The organism is Oceanisphaera profunda, from assembly GCF_002157895.1.
In the GTDB taxonomy this organism is placed as follows: Bacteria; Pseudomonadota; Gammaproteobacteria; order Enterobacterales; family Aeromonadaceae; genus Oceanimonas; species Oceanimonas profunda.
Genome location: NZ_CP021377.1, coordinates 3,236,233 through 3,250,730, shown reverse-complemented (window position 1 = coordinate 3,250,730; position 14,498 = coordinate 3,236,233). Strand labels below are relative to the sequence as shown.

Genomic DNA, 14,498 nt, shown 5'->3' with positions numbered 1-14,498 from the left:
TACCTCTATTTATCGCTCTCGCCAAACACGCCGCCGCGTACCAAAATTGCCATCACGTAGTGCTCGTCTTCTACCCGTGACAATGCCTCGCCCCGAGCCCATTTATCGAAGTGACTATAGAAATCCTGCTTCTCTTTTGGCGTGCGAAAGGCGGTGCCCAAGTTAGTGACGGCGCCGTACGGTTCAATGGCAATCGGGCCTGCGGTCTTTTCTTGATCTGCAAAGGCCGGATACCAGGTATCGATGGAGCGCAGAGCGTTGCCAATTTTTTGTGAGTGCATGGCAGCGTGACCTTGTACTTGATACAACACCTTGCTCTTTTTGCTTTTGCCTTTGTCTAGTACCAGCTCTTCAGATGGATACACTTCTTGCGCCTTACCCAGTTGGGCGAAGGTCGCAATTTCCAGCAGTAAACTGGTGTCGCCACCTGCCAGAGCTTGGGCAATTTTATCAGTCAACTCTGTCAGTTGTTTGTCGGCATAATCAAAGTGACGGGTGCTGTATTGGGTAGCATCAAAGATCCAGCTCTGGGTTTGATCTTTATTTAGCACCTTTACCTGTACTTCAATCTGTTCAACACCGACTCGGTTGCGCCACAAGAAGCGCGCATTGGCGATATTGATAGCATAACGGCGAGCTAGTTCGGTAAAGCCTTCTTTTTCAATATAAGCTTTGGCCGCCTGCTGGTAACTGGCTTTAAAGCCGGCGCTATTACAGGCCGAAGGAGTTTCAACACCACCCAGTATCTTTAAGGTGAAGTAATGTTTTAACGTGTCTTGCTCGGTACCCAAGGCGCAGGCATCTACGGTTTGCAGGTTGGGTTTTTCAACTTCCGCATCCAGCTTGGCCGGGTCATTTTTTACCGCCGCCTTTAAGCGGTTTGAGATAGTGCCGCGTACCGACTTTTCTTGTAATGCCAGCGGCGTGACCTGGTCTTTATTATCCCAAGTGGTGCCATAAAAAAAACCATCAGACGGAACCAGCTTCTTTTCAAATGCCAGTACCGATGCAATATCTTTTACTTTAGCCATGTGATGCTCCAGTTATTCATTAAGTTAAGTTAGTAACGACCGTCGTTAATGGTGTCCGTTATTTCGGGCTGTGCCTGCTGGCACAAATAAAGATCTCGATTAAGGTCGGTGTGGTAGTGCCACAGCACCTCATCTAAACTGTGTATCCGATGCGCCATCCTAAATTCGCCTAAGGTGACTATGCTCTCGGCAAAACGATGGGGGGTATCGGGGTCGCGCTGATTTTTCGCGAGACCAAGCGGGCTAATGCCGTGAAAACCCGTGGCAATAGGCACTATCCAGCCCGGCTTCTCACCTTCAATGCCGGCTTTTCGCTGACTACGCCAAGTCACTTCGCCGGTGTCATTTTGCTCACAGCTGTGATGGATGGTGAGGTATTCAAGCAGTGCATCCAGTGCATCGGCGCCCTCTTCCATCGCTTGCTGCATCAGTTCGCGACGCTCAATTAGCGCAAAACCCGGCATTAGATTTAGTAATAAGCGACGCACGGCTTGTGGTTCACTGTCATCTAACACGTGCAGCTGCGGAGTATTAAAACTAAGTAGATCGCCACCCGCCACTTTCATGCGTGTTAACAGTTGCTCTAATAGCGCCATGAACTCGGGCCGTTGCATGCGCTCTTCATCACTTTCTTGTGCTTGGTATTCAATAAGCAGACTCACATCTAGGTGGCAGCGCGCCTCTTCAATAAAAGCCGAGCGTTTGCCGTCTTTATCTAAGGGGTTGGCGGTGCCAATAATGGAGTGCACAAAATCCCCGGGCCCTTGATGAGTTTGTAGATCACAGCGGTGGCTGAATACTCCCGTGGCCACCAACTCCAACGTTGGGTAGCCAGCGGCATTTAATTTACGCTGCAATGCGTGCACAAAGCCCAGCCAAGCGGTCATGGCAGGAAAGCCAATGGTGTAAGGACTAGACAGCGCATTGGCGTTATGAATATTAAGGTGCGCAAGCTCCAGCAGTCGACGGGTACTCATAGCAGCGCCTCCTTGTTTTGTTCAATAATGCGAGCAAATGCCGCCAGCTCGGTATCACCAAGCTGAATTGCCGACTTACCCGCTACTCTTTGATAACTAAAAATAAAATGTCGAGCGGCATCCTCAACTAAAGTGCTTAACCAAGGGGCATCTGGGGTACGTTCGGCTTGGTATTCAGGAAATAACCACTGCTTTTGGTAAGGCTCTAAGTGCGCTGGCCGAGCATGGGGCTGATCGCCAAAGGCACGGCGCACCTGCCACATTTTTAAGATCAATTGATCGAGATATTCTTGAATACGATAATCCCGCGCGTTGCGGATGTTGGCGTTGTTGTAGTCGGCTGTTAACAACCGATGAAAGGCTTCAAAGGTCTGTTGTAGCTGCCTTGGGTATAAGACGTCGCCAAAAAAATTACCAGTAGGCAAGCGTACGCTTCGAGGAGCAAGTTCGGGAGGCATGGACAACAACAGATGAGCTTTGCCCGCATTCTGGTTATTCAGCACGCTGATATTTTGTGGTTTGGTACCGCCATAGCCGATGGTGGTTAGGTTATAAATTTCTTGATAGCCCACGGAAGAAAATTGGTTATTTCTTCTTAGCTCTCTGGTCGCCTTGGTGTCGTCAGAAAAGCGCAATTTATCTAGGCGCTGGCGCATTTCAAAGATATGGCCCGAGTGGCTCAAGATAGACAGCAAGTGATAGCCCTGCTCTTCTGCGGTAACAGGAAAATAAACCTGCTTGATTTTAGAACTGGTAATGGCTTCGTCTTTAACGGCCACCATTTCTAAAAAGCCACTTTTCAGCTCATCTATATGACCTTCACCGCAGGTCAATAAATGATTAGCCAGCTCACTGTCTTGCTGTAAATGCTCAAGCAAGGTATCTCCATCCTCCATCACCAAAGTCAGAAATTTATACACATCCAATGCCGCCGCATTGCCCAGCGCATCAATTTCAACTTGCAGGTTACCACTGCGTAAAAAACCATCCGCAGCCCGGTCAGCTCTGGCAATAATTGAGCTTACATAGCCATTTTTATTTTTACGCGCACTGGGGTGACTAAAAGTGCAAGGATGGCTGGCCAGCGAGATTTGACCCGCTCGCTTGGCCGCATTGGGCAGCCAATTTTTGAGGGAAAAAATGTCTTCACAAGCCAGTTCTTGCTCTCGTACTTCATGTTCTTCCATGGTGGCCTTGAGGTTCTTCTTTAACCAAGCGTCTTTGCGCTCGGTAAAGAAGGCCTCAATCGCTGCATCAAGCATGTTTATGTTTCCCTATCACTAAACGATGAGATGAGAATAGAGCACCCCAACAACATTAATAACCACTATATACTCATTATTATAAAAACCAATATAGCTAGGATAAGTGGTGTACAAATGGGTTGTTGAAAGTTGGCGATCTCACTTACGCCTGATAACATTGCCCTCCTGCCAAGCAGGCAGCTTAGAAGACTATGTACTCTTTATTTACTTTACTGCCATACAGGCAGCCCATAAGTCGCTCCTTAGGAGCGACTCCATTATTTAACCCTCACCAATCCCAGCTGCTCGTTGTACCGATAGCGATGGCCTTCTTTGTAATACTGCAGGCTGATTTCCCCTAGCCGCCGCGAGGTGTGCTCTGTGTCTTGGTCTTTTAATGCACTTTGTGCTGCAATTAATGCGGCATAGTCACGCACCAACCACAGCCGCGTCATCCTGTGCTCACTTAACGATTGATGAGTAATGCCGAGTAATTTTTCAACATCAACCCAGCCACTTTTTCGGTCGTAAATCTGAAAGCGCGATAGGCCTTGTTCATTAATGACACAGTAAAGGTTGATCCCAGGGTCACTACGACGAAATTGGTTAAACTGTTGCGGTAGTGCCGTCATCCACCAGTAATCATCGGTGTAACCCCACAGACTTTTCGGGCTTTGAGCCGGATCATCCTTAGGCTTTTGTTCGCCTTTCAGATAATGACAACCCAATGTCCGACCAATGGCGTGGTGCTCCAGTGCGGCAAGTTGTACCTTGGAGTCTTTAAACATTCGCGGCGTCGCATCCACGCAGCGCTTGAGGGCAGGTTCATCAACTAAATCCGATAGGTTGCGAGAAAACAGCTGCAAATCGCCTTGCTCATAACCTGGGTGGCTAAAGACGTCTTTTTTCTCGCCCCGATAACCTTTTATATTGAATTGTAACAACCCCATATTGGGGACTTCATTATCTGGGTCAGCGTCGCGATGACGGCGTACTCGACCCGCTAATTGAATAATTGAGCGAAATGAAGACGGCTCGACTACCGCCCAATCGAAGTCATGGTCGCGCCCTACTTCTTCTACCGGCGTGGCCACCAAGATAAAGATCAGCTGTTTGCTGTCATCATTATCCAAGTGCTGGCGGATAACGGGATGCTGAAACACGCCGTCCGTATCGTTGACGGGAACTTTACGTTTTAACACCTGATCCAAATGCTGCTCTTGAGCGTGACGCAACAAGAGCACTTGTTGGCTGTGATAAGCCATCACTCGCACCGTTACATCATCGGGCCATGAGGCATCCAACAGATATTCCGTTAAGGTCACACACGGTAAAATATTGGCACAGCGCACCACGCCAAAAGAAACCTGACGGCCGGTCTTAGCATCCTGTTGGTGGTGCTGATAATGCTTGGTCAGTATTGCTTGCTGAATGGTGGAGAAGTAGCTCGACTCATGAGGCTCGCCTGCCACAGGCTCGGGCAAAGGGATGATCTCGGCACGGCGCTTAACCGGCTCGGCGCGCAGCTTGATTACGCGCTTTTCTATGAAAGCCTGATGAGCCGCTTGATAGTTAGCGGTCGCGGCTTCGCCCTGATTAATGGTCACTAATTGACTTTTAAATTCATCGGTCCAGCCACAAGCCACTTGGCTGCGTTGATGGCGGCTGGCAGCAAACAGCGCCCAGCCTTTTTGATAGGCGCTAAAGTAACCGAGAGCTAAATCCGGTGGGATCGTCGCCGACGAAATCATGACCTTGCGCCCTAACATGCCTGCCAAATAAATCAGTCGGCCAATGGCCACTAAATCTTCTCCGGTAAAATCATCAATTTCGTCGATCACTAAATCGGATGACATCAAACGCAAACTGGGCAAAATATAGCGGCCACCTCGTGTGGTTTCGGTGGCCGCCATAATATGGTCGATGGTGCAGGCAAGCACGGGCGCATAGAGCAAGGCACGCTCTTTGCGACCGGTAAGTACCGTGGTTAATTCTTCTTCTGGCAGTAGGTTTTGCCAAGGCTCATCATCATTGCTCATATCATTGCTGGTGTTATGGCTGATGTGACCACTGGCACCCACTACCTCTTCTTGTTCACCCAGCAAGGGCTCACAAGACTCTGAACCAAAATCTTCCTCGGGAAGCGACTGCTCGTCTTTTTCAAGCGCACTCTTGGAGTCTTGATGCAGTTCTAGAATCGCTTTAGAGCCAATTAATACCGCCAACTCATCATCGGCGAGACCAATCCGATCTCGATACTCATCGCCAGTTTGCAGGGTCAGGGTTCTTAATCCTAGCGCCAGAATAAAGCGCAAACTTTGTTGATCACCCGATAAGGCCTGCATTATTTTGGCGTTGGCCAAGGTTTTACCCCGCCCAGTGCTGGCCATATTGACAATAAAGTAGCCGCCGATGTTATCGTCATTTTCTAGTCGGTATTCTTTAATGGCCGTCACCGCCTTATCTTGCCAGCCAAATTGTTTCTTGAGGGCGGCAGATAAATTTTTCGAGGGTTTTAGCTGTTGAATATCTTCTGCTTTAGGCGTGTCTCGCTCAAAACTTGGCAACATGCGACAGGTATTCACCGCAACCTTGGCCACATTAACCAAGTGCTCGTCTAACTGTTGTTTAAGCTGGCCTCGTTCTGGGCCTTCACTGTGCGTGTTAGCGAATAAGTTGACGGTATTTGGCCAATTAGTCGCCTGAGCTTGTGATGAGTAATAGTGATCGCCCACCATTAGGCAGAGCCGAGCGTGATGAGCGATGGTGCGCCAGCTGCCATCTTGTATAGCTTCGGCGACCAGTGGCAAATGCGCGTGCAATTGTCGGGCTCGGTGACTAAGCGCCTGCATCCAACGAGCGGAGTCGGATAACAAGCCTTGGGGAAAAACAAAACAGTCGGCTAGTCGCTGCTTAAATTCCGCCTGCTCCACATCGTCACGGGGGCGGTTTTCATAGCCCCACTGTTGGCTAAGTCGTTGTAATAACTGCTGCGGAGTCTGATTGGTTTTATCGCCAAAATTATCTTTATTGGCGGGTTTTGGCAGCCGATGATGAGACAGCACCAGCCATAATAAAATGGCGGCGGCATCGGGCAAATTACTGAACGGGGCATGCGCTTGCGATAATACGGGAATGGCCGCCGTTAATTGTGTTTCATCGATGGATTGTTCCAAGAACGGTTCAAGCCAGCTGCTATCTTGGTCAGGTGCTTTGCCGGATTGGATCAACGCCATTAACAACAGGCTAGAGATCCACTCATGGCGCAACGGATCGCCTTTGAAACTGTTTTTTGATTGAGGCTTAAGCTTATCCTGAAATAATTTGGTGGATTTTCCCCAATCATGTAATAACGCCGCCAATCCGGTAAAAGCGGTGATCAGCGGCAGGTATTTCCAGTTCTGCTCGGCGTCGTTGTTCAATAAATCTTGTTCGGTGCTGTTTACCGCCACTATGCCCTCGCTATTAAACTTCTTTTTATTACCCACAATCCATAACAACTGGCTACGCGAGCGGGAGCGCAATTGATGACAGCTAATAGCCGAGCTTTTACTGGCAGTTTGGCGCAGCATTTTTTGCACGGTAAGCAAGCCGTCTTCGGTGATCAGGGTTTGCCAAGTATTATCACCAATGCGATTAGCAAAGGCGTCAAGCACGCGACGCGTTCTGGGCAGGGCTTTCTTTTCGCACTGGGACACAAAGATCACCATCATAGCGTTGGTCCCTCTGTGTCTGGCGTAGCTGTTTCTGGCCTAGATATGTCTGGTATAGATTTGCCCTGTAGAGCGATGGCTTTAACGGTATCGAACATAAAATCCAGCGCCTTATGATCGGTAAAGGCTTGTAAGACTTGTTGGCGAAACTCTTGCTCGGTGGCGTTTTCTTTGGCACAGACAAAGGCCCAAGGCAGCACCAGTGCATCTTTAATCAAGTCCGCCACATCAAACACCAGCGCACCGCGACGGGTTTTACCGTGCATCACCGCAAAGCCATGAGGAATACCCAGTACCCACAAACAACAGGCCGCTAAACCATATGCTAAATAGTTACCGTGATTAAGAAAGTCATTGGCTTTATCTATCGACTGATGTTTGCGAGTAAAGCCACTCTGCCCTGTAGTTTGAGCGGCATATTTATAAAGCGTTTTGGTTAACTGGGCTTCGGTCAGCAGTAGATCGGCGGGTTTAGTGGCGGCGGCGGTGCGAGTATAAAAAGTATCCAAGGCCTTTTGGATCAAGCTGTCATTAAAGTCAAAGCCTTCTTGTTTTAGGTCTCGGTCTTTTTGCCAGACTTGCCGCAAAAAGTCGATACGCGCCTGCTGAACTTGCTGGCCAGCTGTGAGGCGTTGTTTATCATCGAACCAAAAACCCAGCCAGCCCTGCAGATATTCGGTGGGTCGATATTCCCCTTGAGGCGTGAGCCATTCCACCTCGCTGCCCATATACAGTGGCGTGCCGCCGCCACCGCAAAACCCCACTAACACACCTGCTTGAGCGAGCATGCGTATCGCCGCTTGAGTAATAGAGGTGCCATTGCCCAACAACAAGACGGTAGTGTTGGCGATGGGAATGTTGTAATAGAGGTTTTCTTTTTCTGCATCGGTCAGATACAGCACGCGGCCGTCTTTTTGCATCACCCGACAATATTCTAGGTAAAAGAGATTAGCACGTTTAGAGTGCAAAATAGCTTTCAAGTCAGATGGTGAAAAATCATCCATTTGGCGTCCCCCTCATTTTTATGCATTGCCCTACTCTCCCTTTTTCTACCGCTTGCGCCAATACTGGTTATATAAACATGTCGCCTGAAGCGACATGTTATCGAGGATCAAGTAAACAGCCAGGGCTTTATTGCATCAACATTGACCAAAATTAATTGCTGGGCGACGGGATTACCATCGAGCATTTTTATATTTATCTGCATTTCTTGTAATAAATAATGGGCTAGCGCGGCGCGGACAGTGAGCGATAATTCGCCGTTGTGCATGCCGTAGTCATGAATAATCGCGGCTTGTTGTGCCTCGTTTAAACGGGGATCCGGTTTAATACGCAGTACGATGTTAGTGTTCCACGCAGTATCGGGAGCAGGGTGAGAGCGTGAACATATTGTTCTTAGCATACTAAGTTAGTCGTGCATAAAAAATAATCAATTTTGTATAGTGAGATCATCTTTGTTTATTTTTTGCCCAACACAGTAAATCCAGCAACTAATATTTTATCCAAGTAAGCACAACTCATACTCGCCATTTTTTGCTTTCGACGAACACTGGCTTTCCTTGATGTCTCAGAGCGTATCATGTTGAGTGCTAAGTGACGGATGCTCGCCAGCACTTCAGCCCCATTCTCACGGTAAATGGGGCAGGCATCTTCTTTCATTGACACATCCAACACCCAATGCAGGCTATTTTCGATACCCCAATGCCCACGGACTGCCTTGCCGAAACGGATACTATCGAGCTCTGCTGAACTGATATAGTAACGATACTCAAGCGAGGATTTACCTGATTTTTCACGACGATAGCCAATAGCCACCCCGATAGTTTTTAGGCCTTTCCAGTCAGGAAACTGGTGCGCTAAATCGCCTGCTGGCAATACATGATATTCTCGGATCTCAGTACGACCGTGCCCCTGCTCAATGTTGATCTTATCGGAGTTTGTGGAGACAGCTATGCTAGCTGATAGGGCTGTTCGCACCGCTTTAAACAACAACTCTTGATTACCTTTTACTGCCAGTAAATAGTCGCCACCTTGGTTGATAATAGTCTTGGCAATGTTGGTCTGACAGCCCATGGCATCAATAGAAATCAAGCATCCCTTGATATCCAACAACTTGAGCAGCGCTGGAATAGCGGTAATTTCGTTCGACTTGGCATTGGTTTTTAATTGGCCCATGACCACGCCATTAGCGGAGGAAAAAGCGCTGACCATATGGATGGTCGATTGTCTATTCTCTCTATCGTAAGAGCCGCGTAGTACCTTGCCATCAATGGCGATAAGCTCACCATCAGTACGGTGTGTTATCGACTGAACCCAGCGAATAAAGCATTGCTGAAACTGAACGGGATCGAGGCGGGAAATCACCCTAGCGATAGTGTCGTGAACTGGCACTCCCTCTGGAAATAAGCCCTTTTTTTGAAACCAATTCAGGTGGGCACTCCCAAAGTCTTCGATGTCTTCCCAACCCTCAGCACCAGCGATGACAGCACAAATAGTGAGGAACAATACATCGAATAGCGGATAGATAATTTTGGCTGGTTGGCGAGGGTCGTCTATCTCACCAAAATACTGTGTAAAAGCATCCGTGTTCATCTAGGCTCTCCCAAAAGAGAGTATAAGATCACACTGAGGCGAGCAGGTCAAATATAGCTGAGTTGGCTAAAAAACGTTCGAGATCTTGCCCTGGTATCGGGAGGCAAGTCACTCAAGACTTTTCCTTCGGGATTGGGGGTGCCGTGCAGGCGACTCAGTACTAAGTCACGATAACCTTGAGCTTTTTCGCACCAAGCACGCAGATGCCAGCGGCGGCCGGTGTTAACAAAGCGAATGGGCACGATAATGCGGCCACTTCTATCCGGATGAGTAACAGCGCCGTAGTCGACTTCTAGCCGTTCACCTTGGCGTATTGCATGCACTAGTGGCCGCATAATATGGGGGCTAACATTACGCGCCGGTGGGCTGAGAATAGTATGCGCCAACTGGTATTTATCATCTGACAATGGCAGTTGCGGGCTTTGGCCGCTTATCCAATTAAGATATTCAGCCACATCATGGCTGATATATGTGGGTTTAAAGTCAGTGGCCGGTAAATAGCTTTTGGCAGAGGTGCAATAAATTAAGTGACCAGGGTTTGCTTCCAAATATTGGTTAATCACTTTACTGGCTTGTTGTCGACCTAAATTAAAATAGTATTGTAAATGACCGCAGGTAATACGGCCTTCCCAATTTGTTAATAATTCAATTAGCCAAAATCGACGTTCTGGTGTGGTTTTCATCATGGAGCTCTGCTTTATTTTTATTGATTAGCACCATTTAAAGCAAAATATCTCTTAGGTTCAAACTTATTAAGTTTTTAGGCTAATGCCGTGCACGTCAGATAAAGGCAAGCACAGTGGCTATTTTGGCTGTGCGATGCCGTTATATTTATTTTTAATGGCTGATTTAGCTGCAGAAGGTCGTCTCATTTGGGTGTAGTATATGGCCATATTATGTGCCATTAAGGTGCGATATTTGCGCAATGGCCAAGTTTTACAAGATGGTAATAAAAGAGGCGATACATGTTTTTTAATGCGAGTAAGAAAAAAGCAGCTCAGCTCAGTGCCCAGCTGCTCAACACGCAGCAAGAGCTATTAGCGCTACAACAAGATAATGCCCAGCTAGAGCAGATGCTCAGCGTGCAAGAAAGCGAGTTACAAGCGACCAAAAACCAACTTTATTTAGGCCATAAGTTAATGTCGGGCTTGGGCCAGTTTGGTCAGTCGTTATCTGAGCTTAAGGGCTCCTTTGCTGATTTATCTGGCATGTTAGGCGCGCGGCGCGATGAGGCGCTAACCACCCGTGATGAGTCAGCCCAGATGCGCGATGGCATGCGCACTTTGGTGGATCAGCTTAACGCGGCCAGAACTCACGCCATGGACTCGGCTCAGCAAATGAATGCCTTAGAGTCAGAAACAAACGGCATTACCAAACTGGTGCATGTGATTGATGGGGTGTCGGATCAAACCTCTTTGTTGGCCTTAAACGCCAGCATAGAGGCGGCGCGCGCCGGTGAGCATGGCCGTGGCTTTAGTGTGGTGGCCACCGAAGTGCGCAGTTTAGCCTCGCGCACCGGTGAAGCCACTAAAGAGATAGATACTGTGATTGGGCGCATTCGTAATCAAACCATAGCGGTGGCGGGCGTGAGTCGCGATAACAGCGTGGAAATGGAGCAATTAGCGCAAGAGGCGGAGTCGGCACGGTTACGTTTATTGAGCTTAATTGAGCTGGCTAATACCTCATCCAGCGCCTTGGGCGATGCGGCAATTTTGTCAGAAATTGAGTTAGCCAATCTGGAAGAGCTAGAGATTAAGCTGACGGTGTATCAGATTTTATCCGGCTTATCAGATGTTAAAGCCGATGCGCTGCCCGACGAGACTCAATGCCAATTGGGTCAGTGGTACTACAAAGGCAGTGGCGTTAAGCATTATGCGGGTCGCTTAGACTTTTCCGCCATAGAGGCGCCCCATCGCTTAGTGCATGTATATGCCAAAGAGGCCGTGCAGGCGCACCATGAGCAACGAGATCAAGATGCCTTAACCGCCCTCTCCGCCATGGAAGACAATAACCTGGATGTAATGACCAAACTGCGCCGGTTGATTAATGCCTAAGTAAAGCAGCGCCGAGCGCCCAGTACCAAGCGGCTAGCTTAGGGAAAGTAGCAAGATTAAAGGCAAAGCGAGATCCTGACGTGCGTCATGAAGACGGCTAAAGTGCGGCGCTACGAAGCAGAGACGTTTAGCTACGCTAAACCAGCCGGCTAAAGCGGCTTCTACGCGAGTGTTTTGTAGGGGCCAATTCATTGGACCTTTTGAGATATTTTAATGTTTTTGTAAGCACCAACAAAAACACCGCCTTGGTAGGCGGTGTTTTTTTATGTGAATGTACAGCTTGGCGCTAAGGTAGGTTTGCTCTTCCTCCCCTCACCCTTCACACTTTTACAGATTACGCAGGCTTTGGATGCGCTTTTCGAGCGGTGGATGGCTCATAAACAGTTCGCTCTTGCCTTGACCGTTAATACCAAAGGCGGCCAGTGAGCCGTCTAATTCGGCTTGTGAGCCTTGGCCTAAACGCTGCAAGGCGGCAATCATTTTGTCTTTGCCAACTAAGCGTGCCGAGCCTTCGTCGGCACGGTATTCGCGGTAGCGGCTAAACCACATCACGATAATGGAAGCCAGCATGCCAAACACTAATTCCAGTACCATCACCACACCAAAGTAAGCAATACCGCCTAAGCCGCCGCCTTCTTCGTTGTCTTTGTTCATGGCGCTGCTGATAAGGTTCGCCACTATGCGCGCAAAGAACATCACGAAGGTATTCACCACGCCTTGCAATAAGGTCATGGTTACCATGTCGCCGTTGGCGATGTGGCTAACTTCGTGGGCCAGTACGGCTTCGGCTTCGTCGCGGCTCATGCTGCGCATTAGCCCGGTGGATACGGCTACCAAAGAGCTGTTGCGACTGGCACCGGTGGCAAAGGCGTTCATATCCGGTGAATCATAAATGCCCACTTCTGGCATGCCGATGCCCGCTTGTTGTGCTTGGCGGGTAACAGTGCTTAGCAACCAGTGCTCCAGTTCGTTACGTGGCTGCTCGATGATTTGCACGTTATAGGCGCGCTTAGCCATCCACTTTGAAATCAGCAGTGAAATAAATGCACCGCCAAAACCGAACACGGCACAGAATACCAACAAGCCAGTAATGCTGCTGCGGTCGATACCCAGCATAGAAAACACTATGTTTAGCACCACGCCCAACACCAATACCACGGCCAAGTTGGTAGCGATAAACAATATAATGCGTTTCATACGTTCCCTTGTTAAAAGTGTACTTAAATAATTACGATAAAAGTGGTGTTGCGTACCTGCTAGGCTACAAAACCTATGCTATAAAACAAGGTCAGCACAAAGTATCAGGCTACCCTTCACTCTTTACGCCTCACCCTTCACCTACTCCCAATATAATCGGGCTGATTACGCCAAATTCAAGTCATTGATTATGTATTATTTTACTTATTTAAGTAACGCCGCAATATCAATAAAGTTATGCACGCTGTCATTGGCTTGCTCACCCAGCCAAGGGATCTCCCCTAAAAACGGCGCTTTAATGCGTTGTTTAAGGGTATCGACATTGGCTTGATACTGGCTCATGGTGGGATCTATTTGATTCAGCACCCAGCCCGCCACCACTAAACCGTCGTGGCGAATCGCCTCTAAGGTAAGCAGCGCATGGTTAATGCAACCCAAACGCGCGCCCACCACCAAGATCACCGGCAAATGCTCAGACTTTACCCAATCAGATAAATACTGGCGGTCATTAATGGGTAAGCGCCAGCCCCCTGCTCCTTCTACAAAAATCACATCGGCGGCGGTGGCTTTGAGTCGTGCCAAGCCCTCACTTAAGCGTGCCACGTTAATGGACTCATTAGCTTGAGCCGCGGCAATATGCGGCGCTATGGCCGGCGCAAAGGCATACGGGTTATGCATGGCATAGGGCAAGGTAATGGAAGAACAGGCCTGCAGCGTGAGCGCGTCACTGTTTTTTAGCTCACCGTCTTGCAGTTCACAGCCCGAGGCCACGGGTTTATAGCCCAGCACTTTTCGACCAGACTCAATAGCAGCTTGCATCAAGGCGCGCGTGACAAAGGTTTTTCCGACTTCGGTATCGGTGCCGGTGACAAAAAAGGTGTTAGCCATAAATTACTCCGTATGCCAGCTGATAGGTGGCCACGCTGTGACCTTGAGTATTAATAGGATAGGTAAGATTAAGCTGCTGCCAAGTGTGTTTGCCCATTAGGCCGGCTCGGCGCTCTGCATTAACGCGATTGGCGCCTATGCCCTTTAGCGATAACAATAACGACTTTAAATCCGCAAACTCCAGCTGCTCGGTGGTGTAAGCACACCGCCAGCGCTGGCCTGTATGCGCTAAGTGCTGCTCTAATTCGGCGGGATTGATAAAGCCATTGATAGGACTGGGCTGGCTTTGTTGCTGCCAACAGTCGGCTAACGCTTGCAGGCTACCCTCAATTAAAGTGGAGAACACCAGCACGCCACCGGGTTTTAGCCGTTGGCTCCAGCCCGCTAGCCAGGCGGCGGAATTACTGCTCCATTGCAGGCACAGATTAGCAAAAATAAAATCGAGGCTATGTGCGGCCAGCGGCTGCGTGTCCATGTCCGCACACAGCGCCGTTATATCGGCCTTAAGGCGCGCTTGTTGCAACATGGCCGGTGATAAATCCAGCGCTAACAGCTCTTCGGTTTTAGCCTTAAGTGCAGGCACAAACCAACCACTGCCACAGCCGAGATCCAGCCCTACCTTGGCCTGCTGTGGCCGTTCGGCGTTTAATAATGCCAGCAAAGCATTACCCGAGCGCCGCTGCAGCTCGTTGTGTTGTTCATAGCAGTGCGCAGCACGGCCAAAGGCGCTGGCGACTTTTTGCTTGTCTACGATTGGGTCACTTTTCAACATCAAATGGGTGGTCATAGGTAATATCGCATA

Annotated in this window: 12 protein-coding genes; 1 reads left to right on the top strand and 11 read right to left on the bottom strand. The window is 49.0% G+C overall.

Annotated elements, in window-relative coordinates; translation table 11 throughout:
• Positions 1 to 5: 5 nt before the first annotated feature.
• From csy3 to CBP31_RS14330, 8 genes are all read right to left on the bottom strand, one after another.
• Complete coding sequence (gene csy3 / locus CBP31_RS14360) at positions 6 to 1,031, bottom strand: type I-F CRISPR-associated protein Csy3 (protein ID WP_087038343.1); 1,026 nt, start codon at positions 1,029 to 1,031, stop codon at positions 6 to 8.
• 29 nt (positions 1,032 to 1,060) lie between these two features.
• The gene (csy2, locus tag CBP31_RS14355; RefSeq protein ID WP_087038342.1) at positions 1,061 to 2,008 is read right to left on the bottom strand and encodes a type I-F CRISPR-associated protein Csy2; all 948 of its coding nucleotides are present in this window, start codon (positions 2,006 to 2,008) and stop codon (positions 1,061 to 1,063) included.
• Positions 2,005 to 3,270 carry a type I-F CRISPR-associated protein Csy1 gene (locus CBP31_RS14350; RefSeq protein ID WP_087038341.1) on the bottom strand — a complete coding sequence of 422 codons (1,266 nt, stop codon included), beginning with the start codon at positions 3,268 to 3,270 and terminating at the stop codon, positions 2,005 to 2,007. The genes csy2 and CBP31_RS14350 overlap by 4 nt, the downstream gene beginning before the upstream one ends.
• A 260-nt stretch (positions 3,271 to 3,530) precedes the next feature.
• Complete coding sequence (gene cas3f, locus CBP31_RS14345; protein WP_087038340.1) at positions 3,531 to 6,965, bottom strand: type I-F CRISPR-associated helicase Cas3f; 3,435 nt, start codon at positions 6,963 to 6,965, stop codon at positions 3,531 to 3,533.
• The gene (gene cas1f / locus CBP31_RS14340) at positions 6,962 to 7,969 is read right to left on the bottom strand and encodes a type I-F CRISPR-associated endonuclease Cas1f (protein WP_087038339.1); all 1,008 of its coding nucleotides are present in this window, start codon (positions 7,967 to 7,969) and stop codon (positions 6,962 to 6,964) included. The genes cas3f and cas1f overlap by 4 nt, the downstream gene beginning before the upstream one ends.
• Positions 7,970 to 8,076: 107 nt before the next feature.
• A complete protein-coding gene (locus CBP31_RS15565) occupies positions 8,077 to 8,367 on the bottom strand; it encodes a hypothetical protein (RefSeq protein ID WP_174664635.1) in 291 nt (96 codons plus the stop codon).
• Positions 8,368 to 8,423: 56 nt separating this feature from the next.
• Positions 8,424 to 9,557, bottom strand: coding sequence for an ISAs1 family transposase (locus tag CBP31_RS14335; protein WP_087035468.1), 1,134 nt, complete (start codon positions 9,555 to 9,557; stop codon positions 8,424 to 8,426).
• A gap of 47 nt (positions 9,558 to 9,604) precedes the next feature.
• The gene (locus CBP31_RS14330; RefSeq protein ID WP_087038338.1) at positions 9,605 to 10,243 is read right to left on the bottom strand and encodes a WYL domain-containing protein; all 639 of its coding nucleotides are present in this window, start codon (positions 10,241 to 10,243) and stop codon (positions 9,605 to 9,607) included.
• Positions 10,244 to 10,522: 279 nt separating this feature from the next.
• On the opposite strand from CBP31_RS14330, the gene CBP31_RS14325 reads away from it, so the two are divergent.
• Positions 10,523 to 11,611 carry a methyl-accepting chemotaxis protein gene (locus CBP31_RS14325; RefSeq protein WP_087038337.1) on the top strand — a complete coding sequence of 363 codons (1,089 nt, stop codon included), beginning with the start codon at positions 10,523 to 10,525 and terminating at the stop codon, positions 11,609 to 11,611.
• A 327-nt stretch (positions 11,612 to 11,938) separates the two neighbouring features.
• On the opposite strand, the gene htpX is transcribed toward CBP31_RS14325, so the two are convergent.
• The 3 genes from htpX to bioC all read right to left on the bottom strand — a co-directional run bounded on the left by htpX (position 11,939) and on the right by bioC (position 14,483).
• Positions 11,939 to 12,808: a protease HtpX gene (gene htpX, locus CBP31_RS14320; protein ID WP_087038336.1), complete on the bottom strand. Its 870-nt coding sequence runs from the start codon at positions 12,806 to 12,808 to the stop codon at positions 11,939 to 11,941.
• Between the two features lie 204 nt (positions 12,809 to 13,012).
• Positions 13,013 to 13,696 (bottom strand): dethiobiotin synthase, encoded by a 684-nt coding sequence (gene bioD, locus CBP31_RS14315; protein ID WP_087038335.1) that lies wholly within the window; start codon positions 13,694 to 13,696, stop codon positions 13,013 to 13,015.
• Positions 13,689 to 14,483, bottom strand: coding sequence for a malonyl-ACP O-methyltransferase BioC (gene bioC, locus CBP31_RS14310; RefSeq protein ID WP_227875047.1), 795 nt, complete (start codon positions 14,481 to 14,483; stop codon positions 13,689 to 13,691). Before bioC ends, bioD begins: the two co-directional genes overlap by 8 nt.
• Positions 14,484 to 14,498 lie beyond the last annotated feature (15 nt).